Source organism: Pararhodobacter zhoushanensis (assembly GCF_003990445.1).
In the GTDB taxonomy this organism is placed as follows: domain Bacteria; phylum Pseudomonadota; class Alphaproteobacteria; order Rhodobacterales; family Rhodobacteraceae; genus Pararhodobacter; species Pararhodobacter zhoushanensis.
Window position 1 is genome coordinate 1 of the sequence record NZ_REEZ01000001.1, and the last position, 21,541, is coordinate 21,541.

The 21,541-nt window shown below is 64.6% G+C and carries 23 protein-coding genes; 14 read left to right on the forward strand and 9 right to left on the reverse strand.

Annotated elements, in window-relative coordinates:
- Positions 1 to 167 precede the first annotated feature (167 nt).
- From EAE28_RS00005 to EAE28_RS00015, 3 genes are all read left to right on the forward strand, one after another.
- A complete protein-coding gene (locus EAE28_RS00005; protein WP_127103770.1) occupies positions 168 to 965 on the forward strand; it encodes a phytanoyl-CoA dioxygenase family protein in 798 nt (265 codons plus the stop codon).
- A complete protein-coding gene (locus tag EAE28_RS00010) occupies positions 962 to 1,180 on the forward strand; it encodes a ribbon-helix-helix domain-containing protein (protein WP_127103771.1) in 219 nt (72 codons plus the stop codon). The genes EAE28_RS00005 and EAE28_RS00010 overlap by 4 nt, the downstream gene beginning before the upstream one ends.
- Before the next feature lie 73 nt (positions 1,181 to 1,253).
- Positions 1,254 to 1,748, forward strand: coding sequence for a hypothetical protein (locus tag EAE28_RS00015; protein ID WP_127103772.1), 495 nt, complete (start codon positions 1,254 to 1,256; stop codon positions 1,746 to 1,748).
- A 5-nt stretch (positions 1,749 to 1,753) separates the two neighbouring features.
- Here the strand turns inward: EAE28_RS00015 and EAE28_RS00020 are convergent, their stop codons facing one another.
- From EAE28_RS00020 to EAE28_RS00030, 3 genes are read right to left on the reverse strand one after another with little or no spacing between them, the layout of a single operon-like run.
- Positions 1,754 to 2,272 (reverse strand): gamma carbonic anhydrase family protein, encoded by a 519-nt coding sequence (locus EAE28_RS00020; protein WP_127103773.1) that lies wholly within the window; start codon positions 2,270 to 2,272, stop codon positions 1,754 to 1,756.
- A complete protein-coding gene (gene gmk, locus EAE28_RS00025; protein WP_127103774.1) occupies positions 2,269 to 2,922 on the reverse strand; it encodes a guanylate kinase in 654 nt (217 codons plus the stop codon). Before gmk ends, EAE28_RS00020 begins: the two co-directional genes overlap by 4 nt.
- 4 nt (positions 2,923 to 2,926) lie before the next feature.
- Positions 2,927 to 3,829, reverse strand: a complete 903-nt coding sequence (locus EAE28_RS00030; RefSeq protein WP_127103775.1) for a YicC/YloC family endoribonuclease — start codon at positions 3,827 to 3,829, stop codon at positions 2,927 to 2,929.
- A 153-nt stretch (positions 3,830 to 3,982) separates the two neighbouring features.
- Here EAE28_RS00030 and EAE28_RS00035 point away from each other — a divergent pair, with 153 nt between their 5' ends.
- Entirely contained in the window at positions 3,983 to 4,612 is a 630-nt protein-coding gene (locus tag EAE28_RS00035) for a PAS domain-containing protein (protein WP_127103776.1), read from the forward strand.
- A gap of 140 nt (positions 4,613 to 4,752) precedes the next feature.
- On the opposite strand, the gene EAE28_RS00040 is transcribed toward EAE28_RS00035, so the two are convergent.
- Entirely contained in the window at positions 4,753 to 6,123 is a 1,371-nt protein-coding gene (locus EAE28_RS00040; protein WP_127103777.1) for a class II 3-deoxy-7-phosphoheptulonate synthase, read from the reverse strand.
- Between the two features lie 217 nt (positions 6,124 to 6,340).
- Between EAE28_RS00040 and EAE28_RS00045 the strand changes: the two genes are divergently transcribed.
- The 4 genes from EAE28_RS00045 to EAE28_RS00060 all read left to right on the forward strand — a co-directional run bounded on the left by EAE28_RS00045 (position 6,341) and on the right by EAE28_RS00060 (position 8,946).
- Positions 6,341 to 7,471 (forward strand): GlxA family transcriptional regulator, encoded by a 1,131-nt coding sequence (locus EAE28_RS00045; RefSeq protein WP_127103778.1) that lies wholly within the window; start codon positions 6,341 to 6,343, stop codon positions 7,469 to 7,471.
- 178 nt (positions 7,472 to 7,649) lie between these two features.
- Positions 7,650 to 8,015, forward strand: coding sequence for a hypothetical protein (locus EAE28_RS00050; protein WP_127103779.1), 366 nt, complete (start codon positions 7,650 to 7,652; stop codon positions 8,013 to 8,015).
- Complete coding sequence (locus tag EAE28_RS00055) at positions 8,012 to 8,377, forward strand: hypothetical protein (protein ID WP_127103780.1); 366 nt, start codon at positions 8,012 to 8,014, stop codon at positions 8,375 to 8,377. Before EAE28_RS00050 ends, EAE28_RS00055 begins: the two co-directional genes overlap by 4 nt.
- The gene (locus tag EAE28_RS00060) at positions 8,374 to 8,946 is read left to right on the forward strand and encodes a nucleotidyltransferase family protein (RefSeq protein WP_127103781.1); all 573 of its coding nucleotides are present in this window, start codon (positions 8,374 to 8,376) and stop codon (positions 8,944 to 8,946) included. Before EAE28_RS00055 ends, EAE28_RS00060 begins: the two co-directional genes overlap by 4 nt.
- A 166-nt stretch (positions 8,947 to 9,112) precedes the next feature.
- Here the strand turns inward: EAE28_RS00060 and EAE28_RS00065 are convergent, their stop codons facing one another.
- The gene (locus tag EAE28_RS00065) at positions 9,113 to 10,294 is read right to left on the reverse strand and encodes a cytochrome P450 (RefSeq protein ID WP_127103782.1); all 1,182 of its coding nucleotides are present in this window, start codon (positions 10,292 to 10,294) and stop codon (positions 9,113 to 9,115) included.
- 123 nt (positions 10,295 to 10,417) lie between these two features.
- Here EAE28_RS00065 and EAE28_RS00070 point away from each other — a divergent pair, with 123 nt between their 5' ends.
- The gene (locus EAE28_RS00070) at positions 10,418 to 10,783 is read left to right on the forward strand and encodes a hypothetical protein (RefSeq protein WP_127103783.1); all 366 of its coding nucleotides are present in this window, start codon (positions 10,418 to 10,420) and stop codon (positions 10,781 to 10,783) included.
- Here EAE28_RS00070 and EAE28_RS00075 read toward each other — a convergent pair whose 3' ends face one another.
- Positions 10,784 to 12,172 (reverse strand): dipeptidase, encoded by a 1,389-nt coding sequence (locus EAE28_RS00075; protein ID WP_127103784.1) that lies wholly within the window; start codon positions 12,170 to 12,172, stop codon positions 10,784 to 10,786.
- Between the two features lie 177 nt (positions 12,173 to 12,349).
- On the opposite strand from EAE28_RS00075, the gene EAE28_RS00080 reads away from it, so the two are divergent.
- The 5 genes from EAE28_RS00080 (at position 12,350) to EAE28_RS00100 (ending at position 18,284) form a co-directional block, all read left to right on the forward strand.
- Positions 12,350 to 12,940, forward strand: coding sequence for a 5-aminolevulic acid synthase (locus tag EAE28_RS00080; RefSeq protein ID WP_127103785.1), 591 nt, complete (start codon positions 12,350 to 12,352; stop codon positions 12,938 to 12,940).
- 146 nt (positions 12,941 to 13,086) lie between these two features.
- On the forward strand, positions 13,087 to 14,316 hold the full coding sequence (gene hemA / locus EAE28_RS00085; RefSeq protein ID WP_127103786.1) for a 5-aminolevulinate synthase: 1,230 nt from the start codon (positions 13,087 to 13,089) through the stop codon (positions 14,314 to 14,316).
- Positions 14,317 to 14,467: 151 nt separating this feature from the next.
- Positions 14,468 to 15,679 (forward strand): helix-turn-helix domain-containing protein, encoded by a 1,212-nt coding sequence (locus EAE28_RS00090; RefSeq protein ID WP_127103787.1) that lies wholly within the window; start codon positions 14,468 to 14,470, stop codon positions 15,677 to 15,679.
- A 104-nt stretch (positions 15,680 to 15,783) separates the two neighbouring features.
- On the forward strand, positions 15,784 to 16,908 hold the full coding sequence (ispG, locus tag EAE28_RS00095; protein WP_127103788.1) for a flavodoxin-dependent (E)-4-hydroxy-3-methylbut-2-enyl-diphosphate synthase: 1,125 nt from the start codon (positions 15,784 to 15,786) through the stop codon (positions 16,906 to 16,908).
- A gap of 254 nt (positions 16,909 to 17,162) precedes the next feature.
- Entirely contained in the window at positions 17,163 to 18,284 is a 1,122-nt protein-coding gene (locus EAE28_RS00100) for a flagellar motor switch protein FliG (protein WP_246022189.1), read from the forward strand.
- 8 nt (positions 18,285 to 18,292) lie between these two features.
- Here the strand turns inward: EAE28_RS00100 and hflX are convergent, their stop codons facing one another.
- The 3 genes from hflX to EAE28_RS00115 all read right to left on the reverse strand — a co-directional run bounded on the left by hflX (position 18,293) and on the right by EAE28_RS00115 (position 21,541).
- Positions 18,293 to 19,621: a GTPase HflX gene (hflX, locus tag EAE28_RS00105; protein ID WP_246022191.1), complete on the reverse strand. Its 1,329-nt coding sequence runs from the start codon at positions 19,619 to 19,621 to the stop codon at positions 18,293 to 18,295.
- A 21-nt stretch (positions 19,622 to 19,642) separates the two neighbouring features.
- Positions 19,643 to 19,876, reverse strand: coding sequence for an RNA chaperone Hfq (hfq, locus tag EAE28_RS00110; RefSeq protein WP_107750348.1), 234 nt, complete (start codon positions 19,874 to 19,876; stop codon positions 19,643 to 19,645).
- A 168-nt stretch (positions 19,877 to 20,044) separates the two neighbouring features.
- Entirely contained in the window at positions 20,045 to 21,541 is a 1,497-nt protein-coding gene (locus tag EAE28_RS00115) for a potassium transporter TrkG (RefSeq protein ID WP_127103789.1), read from the reverse strand.

The following is a 21,541-nucleotide window of genomic DNA, read 5'->3' on the forward strand; positions in this document are numbered from 1 at the left end:
AAAGGGGATGGGGGGCCAAGCGCGCCGTGCCGCCGAATCACCCAGCCGCCCCCGGTGCGCTGAAGCGCACCCTACCCTGCGCCAAACCCGCGCGCAGGTTGCGGGTGATTGACTTCCCCCCGCGCCTCCGCTCAGTCTGCCCGCAATCAACGCTCAGGAGCCGCGCCATGTCCCACCCGCTTGTCACCGAAGCCGATGTCGAGGCCTACCAGCGCGACGGCGCGGTCGTTATTCGCGGGCTCTGGGCCGATTGGGTCGAACCCCTGCGCGCCGGGATCGCACGCAACATGGACGAACCGGGCCCTTATGCTGCCGAGAACCTCAAACCCGGCGAAGGCGGGCGATTCTTTGACGACTACTGTAACTGGGAACGCATTCCGGAATTCGCCGACGCGATCCGCCACTCGCCCGCCGCCGATGTCGCCGCGCAGCTGATGCGCTCGCAATCGGTGCAAATGTTCCACGATCATGTGCTGGTCAAGGAACCGGGCACCTCGAAACCGACGCCGTGGCATCAGGACGGGCCCTACTACTTTGTTGAGGGTCAGCAGACCGTCAGCTTCTGGTCGCCGCTCGACCCGGTGACCGACGCCACGCTGCGCTGCGTTGCCGGCTCGCATCTGTGGCCGAAGCCTGTGCTGCCGACGCGCTGGCTGGCCGAGACAAGCTTCTATCCCGATGAAGACGCCTATATGCCGGTCCCCGACCCCGATGCCGAGGGCATGAAGGTGCTGGAATGGGCGCTGGAGCCGGGGGATGCCGTGGCGTTCAACTTTCTGACCCTTCACGGCTCTCGCGGAAACACCACCCAGAACCGCCGCCGGGCGTTTTCGCTGCGGCTGGTGGGCGACGATGCGCGCTATGTCGAGCGCCCGGGGCGCACCTCGCCGCCCTACCCCGGCCATGACATGCAACCGGGCCAGCGGTTGCGCGAGGACTGGTTCCCGATGCTGCGCGGCGCATGAGCCGCCCGCAAAAGCACTCGCTGACCTTGCACGGCCACCGGACCTCGGTCTCGCTGGAGCCCGAGTTCTGGGACGCGTTCCGCGCGCTGGCCCGCACGCAGGACAAGGGCTTCAACGAGCTGGCCGCCGAAATCGACGAGGCGCGCGGCGATACCGGGCTGGCGACGGCGATCCGGCTGGCGGTGCTGCGCGATCTGCAAGCGCGAGACGGCTGAGCGCAACGGGCTGTTTGAACGCTGCGGGCGGGTGGCGCGACCCATGGGCATCATTCCAGAAGGAGCTGCCCCCATGTCGGTCTTCTCGACCCTGCCCAAATGCGTCGCCCTTGCATTGTTCGTGCTGCCCAGCCTGACGCCTACCGCCCTCGCCCAAAGCCGCGGCGGTGGTGGCGGCAGCGGCCCGGGTGAAGCTGCCGCACTCGACAATTGCGGCCCCGGCGCGATCACCTGCTACGCCACACAGGATGCCAACTGTCGCTCATCGGGTGGGTTCATCCGCCTGCGCATGACCTCAGCCGATGCGGTGACGCTGGAATGTACCAGCGACCGGAATGATCTGAACCGGGTCTTTGCGCAGGAGCGCGCGCAGACCACGACCTGCACTTCGGGTCATCTGTGCATCCGCCACGGCACCCGCACGGGGGACGCAACAAACATCTATCGCCAGATGGTCGGCGCCATGAACAGCTGCCTGCAGTCGCAGGGCTATCTCGAAGTGCACGCCATCCTGTCCGATGGGCCAAACACCTCGACCCTGTATGCAGGCTGCGTGCGCCGCGCCTGAGGCGGTTACAGGGCTTTGAGCCCGTCGCGATACCGGCGTGCGTTCTCTTGATAATGCACGCCGGACATCTGCAAGCGCTGGATCGCCGCGGCATCCAGTTCGCGCACGACTTTGCCCGGCGAGCCCATCACCAGACTGCCATCGGGGATCTCTTTGCCCTCGGTGATCAGCGCACCGGCACCGATCAGGCAGTTCTTGCCGATCTTCGCGCCGTTCAGGATCGTCGCGCCCATGCCGATCAGGGAATAGTCGCCAATGGTGCAGCCGTGCAGGATCACGTTATGGCCGATGGTGCAGCCGCGCCCGATGCTCAGCGGATAGCCCATGTCGGTGTGCAGCGTGCAGCCCTCCTGCACGTTCGAGCCCTCACCAATGTCGATCCACTCGTTATCCCCGCGCAGTGTGGCAGTGAACCAGACCGACGCGCCTGCAAGCAGCCGCACCTTGCCGATGACATTGGCATCCGGCGCCACCCAGGCCTGTGCATCAATCTCAGGGATCAGGTCGCCCAGGGCGTAGATCATTGGCGGTCTCCAAAGCTGCGGGTTTCGAATTCGCGGTTCAGGCCCCGCACGAAGTCGCTCAGACCGGGCTGTCGGTCGCGGCGCATGCGCTCGGCCTGCAGGATGGTTCGCAACTCGGCCTCGGCCTGTTCGACATCGTGGTTCACCACGACGTAATCGTATTCCGCCCAATGGCTGATCTCGTCACGGCTTTTCGCCATACGGCCCGCGATCACGTCGTCGCTGTCCTGCGCCCGGCTGCGCAACCGCGATTCCAGATCAGCGATCGAGGGCGGCAGGATGAAAATCGACACCACATCCTTGCCAAGCGACGAGTTGCGCACCTGCTGGCCACCCTGCCAGTCGATGTCAAACAGCGTATCGCGCCCGTCTTTCATCGCGGCCTCGACCGGGCCTTTGGGGGTGCCGTAATAGTTGCCAAAGACCTCGGCATGTTCCAGCATTTCGCCGCCATCGACCATGGCGGTGAAGTCGGGTTTTGAGCGGAAATAGTACTCAACGCCGTCGGTCTCACCGGGACGCGGCGCGCGGGTGGTGGCGCTAACCGAAAAGCTCAGCGTTGGATCCCACTGCATCAGCCGCCGTGCCAGCGTCGATTTGCCCGCACCCGAGGGTGAGGACAGGATAATCAAGAGACCACGCCGCGCCATGCGCCTACTCCACGTTCTGAACCTGCTCGCGCATCTGGTCGATGACGGTCTTGAGGTCAAGCCCGATCCGGGTCAGCTCGGCGCTTTGTGCCTTGGAACACAAGGTGTTGGCCTCGCGGTTGAATTCCTGCATCAGGAAATCCAGCTTGCGGCCCACCGGCTGATCCGAGGCCAGCAGCGCTTTGGCCGCGTCGACATGGGCGGCCAGCCGGTCCAGTTCTTCGGTCACATCGGTCTTGACGGCGATCAGCGCCAGTTCCTGCTCCAGACGGCCCGGCTCCAGCGTGGGCGCTGCTTCGGTCAGGCGGGCGAGCGCCGCCTTCAGCCCGGAAACCTGATCGGGGCGGCGCGCCTCGACGGCTGCACGGGCTTGCTCGGTGAGATCGGAGATTGCCGCGACCTGTCCGCCAAGGATCGCCGCCAGCGCCGCGCCTTCTGCGGCGCGCGCGGCCTCAAACGCGTCGATCAAAGGCCCGGCCCGCTCGACCAGCGCCGCGACCAGCGGCGCCGGGTCGACCTGTTCGGGCCCGCTATCCACCACGCCCTTGATCGCCAGCAGATCCGCCGCCGTTATCGGGGCCAGCCGCAGCCCTTGTCGCTCAGCCTGTGTTTCGGCCGCGATCACCAGCGCGACAGCCGCATCCAGCGCGGCGGCGTTGACGCGCATGGACGCCCCTGAGTCGCTTCGGGTCAGTTTCAGCGTGAGACTCACATTGCCCCGATTCAGCCGGTTCCCCAGCCGTTTTCGCAGCGCAGCCTCCAGACCATCCAGCCAGTCGGGCACTCGAAACCGCAGATCCAGCCCGCGCCCGTTGACGCTGCGCAGATCCCATTGGCAGGCGTAAATACCCGTTTCGGTTGCGATATCGCCCGTTTGGGCGGCAAAGCCCGTCATCGACTTAACCATTTTCCTAAAATTCGTCCTGTTTTGAAGAGAATGAGGCTACATTAAGGCATCAGTAAGACTTCTCAATCAAAGGTTAACACCTGCGGTTCCCGAAACAACGGCGCACTGCCCCTGCCCGTCCGGCCCCGTGTTGCCTGTAGCCCCGGAGACACCATGTCTGACGCCTTGTCCGATACCATCCCCCCGCAACGCGGCAGGATCCTGCGCTTGCCCTTCGCCACCCGCGAAACCGCGCCGGACTTTCCCACTGTTCGCGCCGTGCAAACCCACTGGGAGTCGCTGCGCGACGGCCGCATCGCCCCCGCCCGGTCCGAAATCGACCCCCGCCCGCTGGCGCATTGTCTGGATGTGATGTTCGTCGCCGAACTGGTCGCGCCGCGTGTTGCCCGGCTGCGCCTTGCCGGCCAGCAGCTCAACGACCTTCTGGGCATGGAACCCCGCGGCATGCCGCTCAGCGTCTTCTTTGCGGCCACTGCCCGTGATGAACTGGCCGAAGCGCTCTTGCAGGTCGGTCAGGGCGCCCGTGCACTTTTGCCCCTGCGCGCTGATGCCAGACTGGCGCAGCCCGCGCTCGACGGGATGCTCGCGCTACTGCCACTGACCGACACCGAAAACCGCATTACCCGTATCCTCGGCGTGCTCGAAACCCGCGGCCCCACCGGCCGTGCGCCGCGCCGCTTTCGCCTGACCGAGCCGATGCGCACACAGCGCGATAGCACACCCGCCCGCGTTCCTGTTGGTCAGAAACCCAGCCTGATCGTCATCAAAGGCGGCAAGGCCTGACGCAAAAAGGGCGGCAAGCCCGACCGCCCGCCGCCCCAACTTTATGCCTTGAATATCCCGGGGGAGCGCGGCACGCGCGTGGGGGCAGCGCCCCCGATGCGTGCCGAGGGGGCTCGATGCCCCCTCGGCGCGCGCCCTGTTCACACCGCTTTGCGCGCCAGATCCTTGCGACGCTGCGACAGCTCTTCGGCTACCAAAAACGCCAGTTCCAGCGATTGCGACGCATTCAGACGCGGATCGCAGGCCGTGTGATAGCGGCTCGACAGATCCTCGTCCGATACCGCCCGCAGGCCACCGGTGCATTCGGTCACGTCCTTGCCAGTCATCTCGAAATGCACACCGCCCGGAATCGTCCCCTCGGCGCTGTGCACCGCGAAGAACTCGCGCACTTCCTGCAAGACGCGGTCGAAGGGCCGGGTTTTGTAGCCCGACGGCGATTTGATCGTGTTGCCGTGCATCGGATCGCAGGTCCAGAGCACATTCGCGCCCTCGTCCTTCACCGCCTTGATCAGCCGCGGCAGATGCTCGCCCGCCTTGCCCGCGCCAAAGCGCGCGATCAGCGTCAGCCGGCCCGGCTCATTTTCCGGGTTCAGCTTGGCCATCAGCACTTTGAGGTCTTCCGCCGACAGCGACGGGCCGCATTTCAACCCGACCGGATTCTGCACACCGCGCGCGAAATCGACATGCGCGCCGTCCGGCTGCCGCGTGCGGTCGCCGATCCAGATCATGTGACCCGAGCCCGCCACCGGCAGTCCGGTGGTCGAATCGATGCGGCACAGCGCTTCTTCGTATTCCAGCAACAAGGCTTCGTGCGAGGTGTAGAAATCCACCGTGCTCATCGCCGCCGTGGTGTCCGAGGTGATCCCCGCCGCCGTCATGAAGTCCAGCGCATCCGAAATCCGGTCGCCAAGCGCCTTGTAGCGCTCGGCATCCTCGCCCCGGGTGAAGCCCAGCGTCCAGGCGTGCACCCGGTGAATATCGGCGAAACCGCCTTTGGAAAACGCGCGCAGCAGGTTGAGCGAGGCCGCAGCCTGCGTATAGGCCTGCAGCATCCGTGAGGGATCGGGCAGACGCGCCTCAGGCGTGAAATCGAACCCGTTGATGATATCGCCGCGATAGCTGGGCAGCTCGACGCCGCCGACACTCTCCATCGGGGCCGAACGCGGCTTGGCGAACTGACCGGCCATGCGGCCAACCTTGATCACCGGCACCTTGGCGCCGTAAGTCAGCACCATTGCCATTTGCAGCATCACCTTGAAGGTGTCGCGGATCGCATCGGCGCTGAATTCGGCAAAGCTCTCGGCGCAATCGCCCCCTTGCAGCAAAAAGGCCCGCCCCTGCGCGGCTTCACCGAGCTGGCGCTTCAGAGCGCGCGCTTCTCCGGCAAAGACCAGCGGCGGAAAATTGGCCAGTTGCGCCTCGGCCGCGTTCAGGGCGGTCGTGTCGGGGTAATCGGGCATCTGGATGCGCTCTTTGGCGCGCCAGGCCGACTTGCTCCAGGCTTCTGTCATCGTATCCTCCGTCGATGCACCGCTGGTAACGGTCACAGGGAAAATACCCCCTGTCAGCGGTATCAGCGCTCTTACACTGCGTCTAAACGCGATGCAAATACGCATAAGGCCGCGCGTGCTGTTTCGTGGGTTCTTGCAGTGGTTTCGCTTTCCTGATTGGATTGCGACGGCCATGTGTCGCATCCCGACCGTGGCGCCTCTTCACCGGAAAGCCTGAATGAGCGACTTTTCCCCTTCGCGCCCCCCGTCTGCCCCGGCTGCAAAGCCGGGTCTTCGCACCGGGCGCTCACCTGCCACCGTCACCGCCCCTGCCGCCGCCCGTGCGCAACCCGCACCGCTGCGCCAGCGTCAGTTCGTCTTCGTGCTGCTCAATCAATTCACGTTGCTGTCGTTCTCGGCAGCGATCGAACCGTTGCGCATCGCCAACCGGATGAGCGGCCAACCCCTCTATCGCTGGACAATGGTCAGCGAGACCGGCCGCGATGTTGCCTGCTCCAACGGCACCGTCCTGCGCGTTGAAGGGCCCTTGCCCGACATGGGCCGCGATGATGTGGTGATCGTCTGCGGCGGCGTCGATATCCGCGCCAACACCACACAGCCGGTGGTCAACTGGTTGCGAAAGGTGGCCCGCAAAGGCTCGGTCATTGGCGGGCTGTGCACCGGCGCGCACACGCTGGCCGAGGCCGGGCTGCTCGAAAACCGCCGCGCGACGATTCATTGGGAAAATCGCGATGGTTTCCTTGAAGAATTCACCGACACCGATCTGACCAAATCGGTCTTCGTGATCGATGGCAACCGTCTGACGGCGGCGGGTGGCACGGCATCCATCGACCTTGTGTTGACGATGATCGCCGATGATCACGGCAAGGATCTGGCCAATGCCGTGGCCGATCAGTTGATCTATACCTCGATCCGCACCGACCGCGATATTCAGCGCCTGTCGATCCCCACACGGATCGGCGTGCGCCACCCGCGCTTGAGCCGGGTGATCGAGCGCATGGAGCAGTCGATCGAGGAACCCGTGTCCCCCGCCGATCTGGCCGAAGAAGTGGGCATGTCCACCCGCCAGCTCGAACGGCTGTTCCGGCGCTATCTCAACCGCTCGCCCAAGCGCTACTATATGGAACTGCGTCTCGCCCGCGCGCGCAACCTGTTGATGCAGACCGAGCTGAGCGTGATCAACGTGGCGCTGGCCTGCGGCTTTGCCTCGCCCTCGCATTTCTCCAAATGCTACCGCGCGCAATATGGCACCACACCTTACCGCGAACGCGGCACGCATGGCCTTGATGATGAGGCCGATGGCGAACCCGGGCTCGAGGATGAACTCGATCTCGACGATCTGGAGTGACTTTGGGACTGAGCCGGCCCTACCGCACATGATCGCGGCGGGGCCGGTCACCGGGCCAGGCTCAACGGGCCAGGCCCGCGTATACGATTTCTTTGCTGTTTGCGATCATCCTCACCCCGTCCGAAGCCCGTGGCAACCGCGCGTTGCCCGGCCAAGGCCGTTGTCACAGGAGAGATCCATGCACCGCCCCGCCGCCCTTGCCGCCGCCCTTCTCGTCTGTGCCGCCCCCGCCTCGGCGATTGACGGGCCCGTGCATTTCACCTGCGACCTTACCCAATCGTGCCGGGTTGGTGAGGCGTGCCTTTACGCCGACACCAGCTTCACCATGGTGCTTGAAGAGGATGAGCGCCTGTCGATCATCCTCGCGGGTGCCACATCGCAGGCCCGCTATGACACCGGCCTGCGGACCGCTGCCTTTCGCGCCAATGACACGGTGTATCAACTGCGCTTTACCGGCGCGGACACGGGTGTTGTCTTTGCCACCCAAGACGGTCAGAGTTTCGAGCAGAGCCAGGTGTTCTGGTTAACCTGCGAGTCCTCATGAAATTCCTGCTTGCCGCCGCCTTTTTGCCCCTCGCCCTGCCTGCCCTCGCGGACTCAGGTCCGCTGACCTATGACTGCGCCTTCACCACAGAGTGCAGCACCTCGGACGCGGCCTGCATCCAGACGTCACTCGACTTCGCCCTGGTCGTGGACGGCGACAGCGCCCGCTATGAAGGCGACACCTATAGCGAGCCGATGGCGGTTCATCAGACCGATGAGGGCGTGCTCGTCGCCTATGACCGCGCGCAATCGACGCTTACCAACATCGGTTCGGATGGGACGGCGGTGCATTCCTCGAACCTGATCCTGGTCGGCCACGTCAACCGCGCCGCGCAATGGTCCGGCACCTGCACGGCGCGATGAAACTGGTTCTGCTGGCGGCAGGCGCATCGCGGCGGATGCGCGGCGCGGACAAGCTGCTGCAAGAGGTCGACGGCCTGCCCCTCCTGCGCCGTCAGGTATTGGCGCTGCTGGCAACCGGGGCGGGACCAGTCGGCGTGACACTTCCCTGCGACGACACAGCCCGGCACAGGGTGCTTGATGGTTTGTCCGTCACCGTGATCCCGGTGCCCGACGCGGCGCAAGGCATGAGCGCCAGCTTGCGCGCCGCCGCTGACTGGGCACAGGATCAACCGCTGCTGGTCTGCCCCGCCGACATGCCCGAACTCACATCGAAGGATTTCGCGCGCCTCATCGCGTCTTATGATGGCATGCGACCCGCGCGCGCTACCGCACAAGACGGCACGCCCGGCCACCCGGTGGTCTTTCCTGCCAACCTGCTGCCGCTTCTGGGCAAGCTCACCGGCGATGAGGGCGCGCGCTCCGTCCTGAACGCCCACCCGCCGCAGCTGATAGCACTTCCCGCACACCACGCCACGACGGATCTTGATACGCCCGAGGCCTGGACCGACTGGCGCGCGAAACGCCCCTGAGCCCCTCACCTTGTTCCAAATACTCAAACCCACCGTTTCCGGCCAAAACCCGGCTGCAGACGGGGGCACGCCAAGGGGGTCCGGGGGACGCAGGCTGCGTCCCCCGGGCGGGTGCGGGTGGCAACCCGCGCGCGCGGCGGGGGCTCGATGCCCCCGCCGCGCGCCCCTACCTCTCGACCAGCAAACGGGTCAGCCCGTGGAAATGATACGTGCCCGCATACGCCGGTTTACCCACAAGCCGCAGCTTCGGGCAAACCTCGAACAAGACCGGCAGAGCCCGCGCCATCTCCAGCCGCGCCAACGGCGCACCAACGCAGAAATGCAGCCCGACACCGAAGGCCAGATGCGGCTTGGCCGGACGCGCAGGATCGAAGCGCCCGGGCGCGTCCCACATCCCCGGATCGCGATTGGCCGCCGCCAGCATCACCCCGACCTCATCGCCCGGTTCAAACACATGGCCCATGACCTCGATGCGCTCATAGGCCCAGCGGGTGAACATGTGCAGCGGCGGATCGAAGCGCAGCATTTCGTCAACCGTGCCGTCGATCTTGGCGGCAGATAACCAGTCCCGCGGGCCGCCGTGCTCCAGCAACGCCTTCACGCCATTGCCGATGCCATGCACCGTCGCCTCATGCCCCGCGTTCAGCAGCAGGATACAGGTCGAGATCAGCTCATCGGTCGACAGTTTCTCGCCCTGCTCTTCTGCCGCAATCAGCGAGGTGATCAGATCCTCGCGCGGGGCGCGTCGCCGCGTCTCGACATAATCGCGCAGGAATTGCGAGAACTCGGCACTGGCTGTCGCGGCGGCCTCTTCCATGGCGCGGGTGCGCCCGGCCTGATACATGCCTACCATCGCATGGGACCAGCCCAGCAGCTGGTCTTTCATCTCTTCGGGCACGCCCAGCATCCGGGCGATGATCACGACGGGAATCACTTCGGCAAAGTGGCTCAACAGATCGAACGGCCCCTCGGGCAGCTTTTCCGCCAGCGACCGCGCCAGTGCCTCGACCTCATCACCCATCCCCTCGATCCGGCGCGAGGTGAAGGCGCGCAGCACCAGCGAGCGCAAGCGGCTGTGCCGCGGCGGCTCCAGTTCCAGCATCGAATGCGCCTCGACCGCGTAGAACGGTGCCGTGTGTTCGGCGATCGGACGCTGTTTGTCGGCCGGGATCTCACGCCCGAAACGGCGGTCGCGCAGAATGGCATTGGCTGCCGCATGGCCAAACACGCAGGGAAGTCCATACTCGTCCCAGTACACCACCGACCCGGCGGCGCGCGCCCGGTCATAGAAAGGATAGGGATTCTGGACGAACTCGGGATCGGTGGGGGATTGATGGACGCGCTGCATAAAAGGGCCGTTCAGGTCAGGAGCAAGGAACGCCGGACCCTGCCGCGCGCCTTCGCAAGGGTCAAGGCGCGACGCGGCGCCCCTTTCTTTGAACGCCGCCGCTCTGCGCCACGACACATGGCCATGGAAAATCCCCAAACCTCATCGCGCGCGCGCCCGACGCCCCTGTCACCCGCCACCGCCGGCCTTGGCGCGGCGGCCCTGCTGGTTCTGGCGGTGCTCGCCGGAATCGTCTCGGTGCTGCCCGCTCAGGGTCAGCCGCTTGGCATGCTTATCGGCATCCTCGGCTCGCTGACCGTCGCGCTGGTGCTGCCCGCGGCCCGGTGTCACCCCTTGCTGGCAACGGTGTGGAGCGCGCTGGCGTTCAGCTTGCCGGTGGCACTGGTGCTGATGAACCCGGGGCTGCCGCTCGGGGTGGCGCTGGCCTTTGGGGCGGCAGGCGTCTGGGTGATCCTCACCACCGCCGCCTGCCGCCACACACGGCGCTGATCAGACGCGCGACAGCGCGTCCAGGACCCGGACCCAACTGCGGATCCCCTTATGGAACGCGGTCAGGTCGTATTTCTCGTTCGGCGAGTGGATCTGGTCATCGTCATTGCCAAAGCCGATCAGCATCGAATCCATCCCCAGAATGGTCTGGAAATGTCCCGCAACCGGGATCGAGCCGCCACAGCCGATAAACGCCGCCGGGCGCGGCCATTCGTCGGACAACGCCTGCCGCGCTGCCTCGAAGGCTGGGTTTTCGATCGGCATCGTGGTGGCCGAGCTGCCCTCGGTGTCGAGCAGCTCAAAGCTGCAATCAGCAGGCATCCGCGCCGCGACATGGGCCTTGAACGCGGCCAGCACGGCCTGCGGATCCTGCGTGCCGACCAGACGGAAGCTGACCTTGGCCGAGGCTTTCGACGGCAGCACCGTCTTGAACCCGGCACCAGTGTAGCCCGAGGTCATGCCGTTCACTTCGCAGGTTGGCCGCGACCAGATCATTTCCAGCGCCGAGCGGCCTTTTTCACCCGCCGGGACCGACAGACCGACGCTGCCGAGGAAAGCTTCGGCATCAAAGCCCAGATTGTCCCACTGCGCGCGCTGGGCGTTGCTCAGTTCGGGCACGCCGTCATAAAATCCCTCAAGCGTGCAAGCACCGTCTTCGTCGTGCAGATCGGCCAGCACCCGCGACAGCACATGCGCCGGATTGCGCGCCGCGCCGCCGAACATGCCCGAATGCAGGTCTTTGTTCGGCCCGGTGATCACCAGCTCCAGCTTGGCGAGACCGCGCAGCGCGGTGGTGATCGCCGGGGTCTCGGGGTCGAACATGCCGGTGTCACAGATCAGCGCGATGTCGGCCTTCAGATCGTCTGCATGGGCCTTGAGATACGGCACCAGCGACGGCGAGCCGCTTTCCTCTTCGCCCTCAAAGAACATCGACACCTTGATCGGCAGTTCATCATGCACCGCGCGCCACGCGCGGCAGGCTTCGACGAAGGTCATCAGCTGGCCCTTGTCATCGGCAGCGCCACGACCGCGGATCACCTTGCCCTTGGGCGTTTCCTCGATAGCGGGGTCGAACGGTTCCCGGTTCCAAAGGTTAAGCGGATCAACGGGTTGCACGTCGTAGTGACCATAGAACAGAACGTGGATACCCTCGCCCTCGTCATCATGGGCAACGACCATGGGATGGCCGGGCGTGGTGTGTTTGGCAGCGTCAAAGCCCAGTTCGGCCAATTCTTCGACCAGCCAGTCAGCGGCCTTGTCGCAGTCCGCCTTGAAGGCCGGGTCGGTCGAGATCGAGGGCACACGCAGCAGCCCCATCAGACGCTCAACCGAGGCGTCCAGTTGAGCATCGACATGGGCAAGGACAGGAGTCACGGCGTCAGAAGTCATCACATTTTCCTAATGGTTATGCGTCAACCTAGTCCCGGCAGCGCGGATAAGTCCAGCTTGCGCGCGGGGACGCCGTGTTCAACCGAACGTGTGTTGGCAAAGCCCCGCGTAAGGGGCTGCACCGGCGCAACAAATCCGCTAGACAGGGGTGTTCTCAGACGCGCTGTGGAGTTGACCATGCATTTCCGTCCCGCCCTTGCCCTGCTTGCGACCAGCGCACTGTGTGCCTCCGTTGCCCTGCCAGCCGCCGCCGATCCGCTGGATGCTGCCTCGGCCCGCAGCCAGTTGTACCCCGCCGACCGTGTCGAAGTGCTGCGCTATGACGTGACGGGGCTGAGCGAGCAGGAAGTCACTGTGCTGACCACGGTTGCGCAAACCCAGAAATACTATGCCGCCATTGCTTTTGCACCGGATGCTGGCATCATGGCTGAACCGACGGTGCTGGCTGCCAATTACCATTCGCCCGACGCCGCCCGCGAGGCCGCGTTCAGCGGCTGCAACGCCCGGCGCGACGGGGGACGCCCCTGCCAGCTGGCAATGGAGGTCCGGCCTGAGGGATGGGAAGCGCGCGATCTGATGCTGTCGGCGGATGCGACAACGGCGTTCGACGACGACTACCGCCGGGCACGCGGATCGCGGGCCTTTGCGGTGTCGCTGGCCTCGGGTCAGTGGGGAATCGGTCGCGGGAACAGTGCGCCCGCTGAGGCCGTCGCGGCCTGTCAGGCAGACACCGAAGTTTCCGATTGCGCCGTCGTTATTGCCGATTGACTAAAAAAGTAGCCTGCGCAGCGGCCTGCGACACTTTTTAGAATTGATCCAGGTCATGTTTTTAGCGCATTCAAACATGCAAAGAACGTCCAGCTTTACATCTGGGCCCTGAAAATCGTGCCCAGCAGGACGCCAGGAGAAGACCCTTGACCTACGACGCAGCCCTCGATTCCGCCCTCCAACGTCTTCATGATGAAGGCCGCTACCGGACCTTTATCGATATCGAGCGCAAGAAGGGTCATTTCCCACACGCTGTGTGGACGAAACGCGATGGCACGGAGAAGGACATAACCGTCTGGTGCGGCAACGATTATCTGGGTATGGGGCAGCACCCCGCCGTTCTGGAAGCGATGCATGAGGCGATTGATGCGACCGGCGCCGGTTCGGGCGGCACGCGCAATATCTCGGGCACCACGGTGTACCACAACCGCCTTGAGGCCGAGATTTCCGACCTGCACCAGAAAGAAGCCGCGCTGGTCTTCACCTCGGCCTATATCGCCAACGATGCGACGCTGAGCACCCTGCACAAACTCTTCCCCGGCCTGATCATCTATTCCGATGCGCTCAACCATGCGTCGATGATCGAAGGCGTGCGTCGCAACGGCGGGGAAAAGCGCATCTTCCGTCACAACGACACCGCGCACCTGCGCGCCCTACTGGAAGCCGATGATCCCAAGGCCCCCAAGCTGATCGCCTTCGAGTCGATCTATTCGATGGACGGCGACTTTGGCCCGATCGAGGCGATCTGCGATCTGGCGGACGAGTTCAACGCGCTGACCTATCTTGATGAGGTTCACGCCGTCGGCATGTACGGCCCCCGCGGTGGCGGCGTGGCCGAGCGTGACGGGCTGATGCACCGCATCGACATCATCAACGGCACGATGGCGAAAGCCTTTGGCGTGATGGGCGGCTACATCGCTGCATCGGCAAAAATGGTAGACGCTGTACGCTCTTACGCGCCGGGCTTCATCTTCACCACGTCGCTGCCGCCCGCGATTGCGGCCGGTTGCGCAGCGTCGATTGCCCTGCTCAAGACCGCAGAAGGCCAGCATCTGCGCGACGCGCAGCAACTGCATGCCCGCATCCTGAAAAACCGGCTCAAGGGCATGGGTCTGCCGATCATCGATCACGGCAGCCATATCGTCCCCGTCCATGTCGGCAACCCGGTCCATTGCAAGATGCTGTCGGACATGCTGCTGGAAGACTTCGGCGTCTATGTTCAGCCCATCAATTTCCCCACCGTGCCCCGCGGGACCGAGCGTTTGCGCTTCACCCCGTCGCCGGTTCACGATCCCAAGGAAATTGACGCGCTTGTGAAGGCGATGGACCGGCTCTGGTCGCACTGTGCGCTGAATCGCGCTGAGTTGTCGGCGTAACAACGCCTTATGCTTCAAATGCTTCTCGCGATCTGCTAAGACTGTGATCAAGAGGTCGTTACGGTGCGACTCGCGTGCGTTCATCCCGACGCCACGCGTGCCGCGCCCAAAACGACCCGAGGCGAGCAGGCGGTAAGCAGGGACAGGGCAGATGATTTGGCGTAAGGAACAGCCTCCGGCTCAGCCTGAGGTCAGCCAGCGCGGGTTCGACGATTTCGAACTGCGATTGGGGGATATCCTGCGAGGCGAGCGTGCCACGCTGGGAAAATCGCTGCTGGACGTTCAGCGAGAGCTGCACATCCGCGCGACCTATATCGCGGCCATCGAGAACGGTGACCTCCAAGCCTTTGAAACCCCTAGTTTTATTGCCGGTTTCGTGCGGTCTTACGCACGGTATCTCGGCATGGAACCCGAATGGGTCTATGAGCGCTTCTGCGTCGAGCATGGCTTTCAGGTCGCGCACGGCATGTCCGGTTTCGCCAATGCCACACCCAAGGTCGCCAAGATCGAACGGCCCGAGTATCGCTCGGGCGCGCTGAAGGGCGTTGGCATTCTGCCGGATCCCGAGCCCTTCTGGCGCAGGATCGAACCCGGTGCGCTGGGATCGGTCAGCGTGTTGCTGGCACTGATTCTGGGTCTGGGCTATGCGGGCTGGACCGTGCTGAAAGAAGTGCAGCGCGTGCAGGTTGCTCCGGCAGACATGGTTCCCAACGTTGCCAGCGATATCAACCCCTTGGGCGCCGAGATGCGCAGCCCGGGCGGCGCTTTGGCAGCCAATGAAACCGACCCGCTTCTGGGTGCCGGCACCGCGCCCCGCTCGCAAGCACCCGAAAGCCCCACCATCGGGGCCGAAGGTCTGGTCCGTATCGCCCGCGCTCCGGCACTGGACGTGCCGGTTCTGGTGCCGCGTGATGGACCCATTGCATCGATTGTTCCTGAAGCGGCCCAGCCGCAGCAAAGCAACGCCTCGACCGATGCAGCCGTGATGCTGGCACTGTCGGACGATGCCGCCGCGCCGCAGGTTGTGGGTGCCGGGCCGGATACGGTTGAACTGCTGGCCGTGCGCCCCTCATGGCTGCGCGTGCGCGGGGCTGACGGCTCGGTGATCTTCGAGCGGATTCTGGATGCCGGCGAACGCTATACGATCCCGCAGACCGAACAGCCGCCGACCTTGCATGCGGGCAACTCGGGCTCGGTCTATTTCCTGATCAACGGTCAGGCGTATGGCCCCTCGGCCCCCGGTGCGCAGGTGGTGCGTAACGTGCCGCTCGATGTCGCCGCGCTGCGCGAAAACTATCAGGTCGCCGATATCGGACGTGATCAGGACCTTGCGGTCTTTGTCGCCCAGCTGACCGACCAATAGCCCAACTGGCCCGCCCCGCGCGGGCCTTTTGCTGTCCGCCGCATTGCCCTTAGCCTGCCCCGGGCTTATGTCTGGGGCGAACTGATCAAGGCCCGGAAATCCCCATGTCGCTGAACCCGATCCGTCCCTGGCGCAATATTGAGCGGCGCGTGTCGCGCAAGATCATGGTGGGCACTGTCCCCGTGGGGGGCGACTCGCCGATCTCGGTGCAAACGATGACCAACACCGACAGCTCGGACGTCAAGGCGACGCTGGCGCAGATCATCGCCGCAGCCGAGGCGGGCGCCGACATCGTGCGCGTCTCCACCCCTGACGAATCCAGTACCCGCGCGCTGCGTGAAATTACCCGCGAAAGCCCGGTGCCGATCGTCGCGGACATCCACTTCCACTATAAACGCGCCATCGAGGCCGCGCAGGCCGGTGCCGCCTGCCTGCGCATCAACCCCGGCAACATCGGCTCTTCCGAGCGGGTGCGGGAGGTGATCAAAGCCGCGCGCGATCACGGCTGTTCGATCCGCATCGGTGTGAATGCCGGGTCGCTGGAAAAGCATCTGCTCGACAAATATGGCGAACCCTGCCCCGACGCGATGGTCGAAAGCGGCATGGATCATATCAAGTTGTTGCAGGACAACGATTTTCACGAGTTCAAGATCAGCGTGAAGGCTTCGGATGTGTTTCTGGCCGCCGCTGCCTATCAGCAACTGGCCGACGCAACGGATGCGCCGATCCATCTGGGCATCACCGAAGCGGGCGGCTTCGTCTCGGGTGCCGTGAAATCTGCCGTGGGCATGGGCAACCTGCTCTGGGCCGGGATCGGTGACACGATCCGCGTCTCGCTCTCGGCGGATCCGGTTGAAGAGGTCAAGGTCGGCTACGAGATCCTCAAATCTCTGGGCCTGCGCACGCGCGGTGTGCAGATCATCTCGTGCCCCAGCTGCGCGCGGCAAGGCTTTGACGTGATCAAGACCGTCGAGGCCCTTGAGGACCGGCTGTCGCATATCAAGACCCCGATGAGCCTGTCGATCATCGGCTGCGTGGTCAACGGCCCCGGAGAGGCGCTGATGACCGACATCGGCTTTACCGGCGGCGGTGCCGGGTCTGGCATGATCTATATGGCGGGCAAGCAGGACCATAAGCTGTCCAACGACCGTATGATCGAGCATATCGTCGAGCTGGTCGAAGCCCGCGCAGCGCAGCTTGAGGCGGCGGCAAAGGAAGCTGCGGAGTAAGAGACCGAATAAAAGAACGCCGCGAGAGGGAGGTCTCGCGGCGATTAGTGTTCCGGGTGCAGAGAGGTGCGCCCAGGAAACGGGAGATGAAGGTTAGGCTCGGGGCCAACCCTTCACCTGTTGTCTAAACCCTTGCAGGTGCATCGATCCTTGATCTGGATCAACCGACCTATTTTTCCCGGCACGGCCTGCGACATTATCCGTCGATTAACCGAGTCAGGGCAGTGTGAGCGCATCCAGAAACGGAATCGCTTATGCCCATGGACCTGCCCGCCCTGTCACCCCTCGCGCTTGCCGCTGCCGCACTTGATGATGATGTGCCTGCCATGCCCGCAGCGCGGGGCACCGCGCCCTCGGGTCGCAGCATCCGGGCGCTGACCGGCCAGCAAAAGGCCGCCATCCTGGTGCGACTGCTGCTGGCTGAAGGGGCGGATGTGAAACTCTCGACCCTGCCTGAAGACATGCAAACCAAGCTGACCGAAACGCTGGGCGAAATGCGGCTGGTCGACCGCGATACGCTCAGCGCCGTGATCAGTGAGTTTATCGAAACGGTCGAGCAGGTCGGTCTCAGTTTTCCCGGCGGTCTGGGCGGCGCGCTCAAGGCGCTGGATGGCAAGCTGAGCCACGGGGCCAGTGCGCGCCTGCGCCAGATGGCCCGCGATGGCACGGATCCGTGGGAACGGGTGTTGCAGGCCGATACCAATACGCTGATCGCCGTGCTGGAGCCTGAAAGCGCCGAGGTGGCGGCGGTGGTGCTGTCCAAACTGCCGGTCAAACGCGCAGCCGAGGTGCTGGGCAGACTGCCCGGCGAACGGGCGCGGCGGGTGGCCTATGCGGTGTCGCTGACCGAAGGGATCGCGCCGCCGATGGTGGCGCGCATCGGCTATTCCATCGCCGGTGAGTTGGACAACCGCCCGACCCGCGCTTTCCCGGCGGCGCCGGCCTCGCGCGTCGGGGCGATCCTGAACAACACCACCGCGCAGGTCCGCGACACCTTGCTGGACGGATTGACCGAGGAAGACGTGGATTTCGCCGAAGGCGTCAGACGGGCGATCTTTACCTTTGCCAATCTCGCCGAGCGGCTCAACCCCCGTGACGTCCCCAAAGTGCTGCGCGAGCTGCCGCAAAACGACCTGATCATCGCGCTGGCCGCCTCGCTGGCCGCGCCCGACAGCCCGAATGGTCAGGCGGCGACCTTCATGCTGTCGAACATGTCGCAACGCATGGCCTCGACCCTGCGCGATGAGGTTGAAAACCGCGGCAAGATCAAACCGAAAGAGGCAGAGGCGGCGCTGTCGGCGGTGGTCAACGCGGTGCGCACGCTGGTCGAAGACGGGGAAATCACCCTGCGCGAGGATGACGATGAAGACGAGTGACGCGCTGCTCAGCTCTCGTCATCCGGCGGGGCAACCACCGCCGTGAGCATCGACTCGAAGCGCCGCTTTTGCTTGGCCGACCACGACACCGTCAGGACGGGCCCCTCATCAGTGCCCTCTTCACTCTGTACGATGCCCTCGGCATAGGCCCAGGCGCGCGCCTTGCCTTCGCTATGGCCGATCGCGACGGTCTCGACCCGGCGCTCGTCGCCCAGCGACTGGCCCATTGCCGCGATCAGATCATCCAGCCCCTGCCCGGTCAGCGCTGACACCGCGATCACGTTATCCGTACGCGCGGCGACGGTTTGCAGCGGGTCTTCAGCGGGCAGCAGGTCGATCTTGTTCCACACGTCGATGCGCGGCACGTCCTTGCCGACGCCAAGGTCGGACAGGATCGACTCGACATCCGCGGCCTGCGCTTCGGTGTCGGGATGCGAAATGTCGCGCACATGCAGGATAAGATCGGCCTCAAGCACCTCTTCCAGCGTGGCGCGGAAGGCCGCGACCAGCTGGGTCGGCAGTTCCGAGATGAAGCCCACCGTATCAGACAGGATCACCGACAGCCCGCCGGGCAGCGTGACCGCGCGCATGGTCGGGTCCAGCGTGGCGAAAAGCATGTCCTTCGCCATCACATCCGCGCCGGTCAAGTGGTTGAACAGCGTGGATTTTCCGGCGTTGGTATAGCCCACCAGTGCCACGACGGGATACGGCACCCGACGCCGCGCGGCGCGGTGAAGCTCACGCGTACGCACAACCTTGTCCAGCTGCCGGCGCAAGCGCACCATCTGCACGTCGATCGCGCGGCGGTCCGCCTCGATCTGCGTCTCGCCGGGGCCACCGACAAACCCCAAACCGCCGCGCTGACGCTCAAGGTGGGTCCAGGCGCGCACCAGCCGCGTGCGCTGATAGCTCAGCGCCGCCAGCTCGACCTGCAGCACACCCTCACGGGTGCGCGCGCGGTCGGCGAAAATCTCCAGGATCAACCCGGTGCGGTCCAGAAGCTTGACGCCCCAGTCCTTTTCCAGATTGCGCTGCTGCACCGGCGTGACCCGGCCATCGACCAGAACCAGCTCGATCTCGTCAGCCTCGATCTGCGCCTTCAGCTCTTCGACCTTGCCCGACCCGAACAACCGCCCCGGCAATGCCTTGGGCAGCCGCACGATCTGGCCACGCACAACGTCAATTCCCGGCAGGGCCATCGCCAGCGCCAGCCCTTCGGCCAGCAAGGCCTCGGCACTGCGCGAGGCATCGTTGCCCCGGATATCAGGATGCAGCACCAGCGCCTTTTGGCGCCGGGTTCCGCCGTCTCCGTCCAGTTCGCTTACGTCAATGGTCACGATAGGCGGCCCAGACGGGCCTTAATCCTCACCGTTATAGAGCGAGATCGGCTGACCCGGCATGATGGTCGAAATGGCATGTTTATAGACCAATTGGCTCTGCCCTTCACGGCGCAGAAGCACGCAGAAGTTGTCAAACCACGTGATCACGCCCAACAGCTTGACCCCGTTGATCAGGAAAATCGTTACTGGAACCTTGTTCTTGCGAACATGGTTGAGAAAAGCGTCCTGCAAATTCTGTTTGTCTACGGCCATTTTCTTTGCCTTTTGTTATCGGCCCACGCAGCCATATGCTGGCGTAGTCTCCCCCTGCGCGCAGCAGTATGAAGGGAGGCTCCGCAAGTTTCCAGCCCGAAAGAGCGCCTTTTCAGCGGATTACACGGCGAATCGCATCACTGACATGAGTCGTCAGGCGTGCTTTGATCAATTGCGCCGCGATCGGTCAAGGATCGCAGCCAGCAAAACAAGAATTTCGAGCCTGCCAAGAATCATGGCAAGTGCCAAGACAACACGCGCAGGATCGCTCAGAAGAACCCAATAAAGCGGCAGATCGCCTGCGACCTGAACCAATTGCCCGGTGTTGGTCAGCGCGGCGACACCAAAGATCATCGCGGTTTCCAGACTCATGCCGCTGAAGAGCAGCAAGGCCACCACCACGACCGAGGTCAGCGCGAAAACCATCGAAAACAGCCAGGCCGAACGCGCGGCGGTGGTGGCGAGAAAACGGTCATACTCGTTCCCGCCCACCACCATTGACGGGTAGATCATCCGCATCAGCTCGAACCGGCCGAGGCGGCCCAGCGAATAGAGCCGCAACAGCTTGATCCCACCCGCCGTGGTGGCGACACCACCGCCGAGCAGTGCCATGCTCATCAGGATCAGGCCCGGCGGCGTCAGGCCGGACCAGACGCGGCTGGCGATCCAGTCCTGATTGACGAACCCGGTTGTGGTCAGGAACGACAGCGAGGTGAACGCCGCGCCCCAGGCCGCGCGGCCCATGGCGGGCAGGTTCTCGCCCTCGCGCGTCTCGAACGCGCCGGCCCAGTGCCGGGCCACGACAAACAGCGTCATCAGCGAGATCAGCACAACGGCGGTCAGGATCTCCGGGTCGCGGTGCAGCGCACGGGTTCGTGCGCCATGGCCGGGCAGGAACCGGCGGCTGAGCGCCAGACACAGAAAGGCAAAGATCGCCACCTCGGCGCCAAGGCCGATGTTGCCCAGCGTCTCACGCGGGAGCACGCCCGAGGTCGACAGCGTCGCCATCGCCTGCATCAACGCGTCAAAGCCCGGAACGCCCATCATCGTCAACAGCATCCACAGCGCCAGTGTCAGCCCGGCGAAGGCGGGCAGCAGGATCATCGTATGCGCACGCAGACGCATGCCACTGCCTGCCGCTGCCCCGCTGCGCGGGATCTTCATCGGGTTGCGGCGGATCATCTCGTAGCCGCCCAGCCGCAGCGGGGCCAGCAGTGCCGTGGCCGCCGACAGGATGAACAGCCCGCCCAGCCAGCCCGCCATGCCGCGCCATAGATGCACCGCATTGGGTACCCGCCTGGGCAGGTCGAGCATCGAGGCCCCGGTTGTGGTAAAGCTTGAGATCATCTCGAACCACGCATCGACATAGCGCAGTTGCGGCAAGGCATCCGCCAGCGGCAGCGCCATGACGGCGGGGAGCAGGATATAGATCGCCGCCAGCAGCGGAAACGGGCCGCCGGGGACGCTGCTGCGGCGGGTTTGACCCGCCATGGCAATGGCCACGAACCCGGCCAGCAGCAGACACAACAGCCCCCAGTAAAAGAAGATCCGCGCCAGACTGGCGTTGCCATCGGCCACCGCCTTGCCCGCCGGCACCATCATCAGCGCCCCGGCGATAGCGATCAGCGCGACCAGCGGCGGCACCCGTGTCAGGCGCTCGGGCAT